Annotated in this window: 4 protein-coding genes; 1 reads left to right on the top strand and 3 read right to left on the bottom strand. The window is 57.8% G+C overall.

Annotation, left to right across the window (positions count from 1 at the left end):
• Positions 1-306 precede the first annotated feature (306 nt).
• Both VGE80_RS17455 and VGE80_RS17450 read right to left on the bottom strand, forming a co-directional pair.
• Complete coding sequence (locus VGE80_RS17455) at positions 307-1,491, bottom strand: S1C family serine protease (RefSeq protein ID WP_373649945.1); 1,185 nt, start codon at positions 1,489-1,491, stop codon at positions 307-309.
• Between the two features lie 287 nt (positions 1,492-1,778).
• Positions 1,779-2,108 (bottom strand): Dabb family protein, encoded by a 330-nt coding sequence (locus VGE80_RS17450; RefSeq protein ID WP_440593555.1) that lies wholly within the window; start codon positions 2,106-2,108, stop codon positions 1,779-1,781.
• 242 nt (positions 2,109-2,350) lie between these two features.
• Between VGE80_RS17450 and VGE80_RS17445 the strand changes: the two genes are divergently transcribed.
• Entirely contained in the window at positions 2,351-3,217 is an 867-nt protein-coding gene (locus VGE80_RS17445; RefSeq protein WP_373649947.1) for a lipase family protein, read from the top strand.
• A gap of 105 nt (positions 3,218-3,322) precedes the next feature.
• On the opposite strand, the gene VGE80_RS17440 is transcribed toward VGE80_RS17445, so the two are convergent.
• Positions 3,323-3,726 (bottom strand): FCD domain-containing protein (locus VGE80_RS17440; RefSeq protein ID WP_440593554.1); only part of this gene is annotated, 404 nt, incomplete at its 5' end.

The following is a 3,726-nucleotide window of genomic DNA, read 5'->3' as shown; positions in this document are numbered from 1 at the left end:
GGGACGACAAGGGCGACAACAAACGGTGCGGTTCCAAAGGGCTTGGAGGAGTCTGTGTCTGTCCTGTTGGGGCTTTCATGGGACGGGGGTGGGGCGGCCTTGAATCAGGGGAATATTGTGCCGGAATGGGCGGACCCCAAGGTTGTCCTCTTGGGTGAATGAGTAGTCCGACAGAGAGTGAGTTTGGCGCCGGTGTAGCTGTACGGCGCCAAACTCGACGGCCTGGCTGACTGCTGGCCGGGATCGATGTTACGAGAGGACTTGTGTGAAATAGAACCACGGCCGACACGAACAATCCCGCGCGAACTAGTTTGTTCGTGACGGGAAGCTGCGTCCCTGCTGCGGTGGAGCTTCGCTGGTACGTCGCAAGTCGCTGCGGTCGGCGAGCACGATGGCCATCGAGACCTTTTTCTGACCTCGCCAGACGAACATCCGGATCTGTTTGCCGATCGGTGAAAGGCTGACCAGGTTGATCAGGTGGTCGTGGTCCTGCACATCGATCCCGTCGAAGTTCAGGACGACGTCGTCAAGCTGCAGACCGGCTTTGGACGCAGGTGAATTGTCAAAGACCTGATTCACTCGTGCTCCCATCACTCGGTCCAGCTTGAGCTTCGCGGCGACACGGGCATCAAAGTTTTCGTCGAGTTTGACGCCGATCCAGGCGCGGGGCACAACGCCGTATTCCAGCAGTTGATCCATGACTCGTTGTGCCAGTTGGCTGGGGATACTGAATCCGATCCCGTCATTTCCTCCGCTGGAAGTGGCGATCGCCGTGTTGATCCCAATCACCCTTCCCTGCAGGTCAATCAGTGGTCCCCCGCTATTGCCGGGATTGATTGCAGCATCGGTTTGCAGAAAGTCCTGATTGATGACTTCTGTTTTACCGAGCTGGAGCTTGCGACGGCCTCGGGCGCTGATGATGCCGAGTGTGACGGAGCGGCTCAGTCCGAAGGGGCTTCCCATCGCCAGGACCATGTGCCCAATTTCCAGTTTGCGGCTGTCGCCCCACTTCGCGGCGGTGAGATTCGGAGCGTCAATTTTCAGAACGGCGACATCCGATTCCTGATCGGTGTAGACTCGTTCGGGCTGAATGACCCGTCCGTCGTGCAGAGAAATCGAGATTCCGTCGACAGGTGTTTTGTCCACCACGTGGCAATTGGTGACGACGAAAAAGCCCGTGGCTCGAGAACTGGTCAGGATGACGCCCGAGCCGGTTTCTTCTTCTTTCGCCCGGCCGGGAACTCGCCGCTCACACTGAATGTGGACCACGCTGGGTGTGGTGACCGAAGCGATTTTTGCCAGGAGAGCGCTCCCCTCCTGGAGAGGGGAACTGACAGTGCTCAATTCACGGTAGACACGCTCCGCTGAGGCACTATCGAGGTTCTCTGCCTGAAGCGAGCGATGGAGCGGGAGCGAGAAGGCTCCAGCACCAATCAGAATTCCGGCGACGAGCGTTCCGACACAAAGCATTAAGGCCGTTCGGTGGCGCATGCGATTTTCGATTCACCGCTGGGCGAGTGGAATCAGCCAGACCCATCTCGCAATCCTCGGCCATGAGAACATCCTGCCCCGGCCCTACAGTCAGAAACTTGGGAAGACGGGAAATGATCCGAGCTGGAATTCAAGTCTTCCTGTCTCTGAATGACTCGGCTTCCAGCGCGAATGCAGTCGACTCTATTCTCTATATTACTGGCTGAATCAAGGGTGAGGATTCCACCTATTGTGCCTGTCCCTCATCTCAACGAATTTGTACAGGTGCTATCGGTCCGTCAGCGTGATCACTTGGTGTAGTTGTCGAAAACGCGAACTTTTTCCCACGTGGGCTTATTTTCTTCGATGAACTTCAGGTGGTCTGGAGCGGTCTGGTAGATGTCGTGGTCTGCTTTGGAGCGGAAGACGACCAGCAGGGCGACGTCAAAATCGCGATCATTCACGGGGCGAGCCAGTTCGGGGACCAGGGGGCCCGCTCCGAAGAAGGTGACTCCCGGATGATCTTTCAGGTACTTAAAGCAAGCGTTCACCAGCTTCTGGATGTTCTCTTCGGTTCGCTCTTTCAGCGTGAAATAAACATTGTGCACAAGCTGAAGTTGGTTCGATGCGTCGCTCATGTGGCTTTTCCCTGCAGGTTGCAAATCAGGACGAACAATCTGGCACTGCCGCCCGTGGCTCGTAGGGCGACACGATCAGCCGCCGCCTCGATCCAGGTTGTCAGGTCGAGGTCCGAAGGGGATCGGCAGGGCCGGGGTTCATCATCACTTTTTGACTCGTCGGTTGCTACCCTGCGGACTATGATCGTTCCGAAAATGCTCTCTGACAGGTTTGGAGTATCTCCCCGGGGCAAAGAGGCGAAATGGATTTACAGCTGATTGAAGACGCGTTGGGTGATCACCGGAACGCCCAAGTCCTCGCGAAGGCATCCGAACTGGCTTACTTGCCCGCCGAGCAGGGAGTGCAGCAATTCAAAGAGGTTCTGGGGTGCGACGCGCGCCTGATCAGCGCCGGGAACACGCAGGTCTACGTTGCGACGAACGACGACCATATCGTCGTCGCCTTTCGGGGGACCGAGTCGCCAGCGACGCTGGAGGGCTTGAAAGACTGGCTGCTTTCAGACGCGGTCAATTTGCTGATTCTGCCGACAGGGAGGCTGGGGACGGACTTTGCCGCGGCGGGAGTCGGTGCACGGTTTCACCAGGGGTTCATTAACGCTCTGGACGACGTCTGGGTGCCGCTGCTGTCGGCGGTTCAGGAAGAGCTCGCTCGTTCGGATCGTCCACTCTGGATCACCGGTCACAGTCTGGGGGGCGCACTGGCGGTCCTGAGTGCCTGGCTCTTCCACCGCAAGTTCGTCAATGTCCATCAGGTCTATACGTTTGGTGGGCCGATGATTGGCAACGTCGAAGCTTCCAAGGCATTCGATCGGGAACTGGAGGGGAAGGTATACCGCTACGTGAACGGCCCTGACCCGGTTCCCAAGCTTCCGACCGTCAGTCTCATCGCCAACGAATTCGGGCATGTGAATCGCGAGATGACGGCCGGTGTGGGGCCGGGGGCGTCATCCTCGGCCGCACTATTTGCCGAGTTCATCAGCCGTTCGGTCGACGGGCTGCTGCAGGGGACGCTGGTCGATGATGTCTGGAAAGCCGTGATGCACACGGTCGACGCTCATCTGATGCCCAGTTATCACAGTCTGATCGAGCGTCTGATCGGCAAAAAGTAGCCAAACGGAAAAACGGGCTGCGACGGCCTGCATTCAGGTCTGTGATGTGAAACGCCTCTCCCGGAGGTTCGACTCCGGGTTGTGTCGGGTCTGGGCTTCCTGGGGCTACGCGATTTTCTCTTTCAGCATCTTCATCGCGGCGTCGAGATCCCCCCGGCGGAAGATTTCGACCAGTTCCCGGTGTTCCTGGTAAATGTCGAGAAGATCGCTGCAGCGGCGCTGTCGGCTGCGGAAGTGCGAGCGGATACGTCCGACCAGTGTTTCCCAGATCAGCAGCAGGTCCGGTTGCTGAGCCCGATCAAGCAACTGCCGATGAAAGGCGATGTCGAGTTCGGCGATCGCGTGGTAGTCCCGCTGTTCGCAGGCTTCTTTCATCTGCTGAAGTTTGTCTTCCCACTGCTGAAAATCCACCTCATTCAAATCATCGAAAACCATTTCCAAGGCATAGGTTTCGATCGAGCGGCGAATGGGAATGATCAGTCTGCGAATCGGCAGCGGGGCTTCGGGAG

It is taken from the genome of Schlesneria sp., assembly GCF_036405755.1.
Taxonomy (GTDB): Bacteria; Planctomycetota; Planctomycetia; order Planctomycetales; family Planctomycetaceae; genus Schlesneria; species Schlesneria sphaerica.
The sequence above is the reverse complement of the archived record's forward strand: the minus strand, read 5'-3'. Positions and strand labels throughout refer to the sequence as shown.